The following is a 269-nucleotide window of genomic DNA, read 5'->3' on the forward strand; positions in this document are numbered from 1 at the left end:
CTCGACGATTGTCTGGCCTTCGGCCAGCTGCTTTTCAAGGTCGCTGGCGCGCTCCATCTTCTCGGTTATATTCCCGAGGGTTTTCGTAATACCTCCGACGGGCGACCCGGAGCGGTTCGCCGGTGCAAGGCCCGCGAGCGGCCGGCTGTCACGGTGAGGTGCCGGTTCGGGTCGCTCCCCGTTCGGGCTCGATATCTCAAGCAGGTTCTTTCTCGACATTCAGTTACCTCCTTCCCCAGGTCGACCGGATGTGGGCCTCGATTTCGCTG

At 62.1% G+C, this 269-nt stretch carries 1 protein-coding gene; it reads right to left on the reverse strand.

Annotated elements, in window-relative coordinates:
- Positions 1–219, reverse strand: a 219-nt coding sequence (locus SCA31_RS23595) for a hypothetical protein (protein WP_410699442.1), incomplete at its 3' end; no start/stop codon positions are given.
- Between the last annotated feature and the right edge of the window lie 50 nt (positions 220–269).

The sequence above is a fragment of the Chryseobacterium sp. SIMBA_028 genome, from assembly GCF_046535285.1.
Classification (GTDB): Bacteria; Bacteroidota; Bacteroidia; order Flavobacteriales; family Weeksellaceae; genus Chryseobacterium.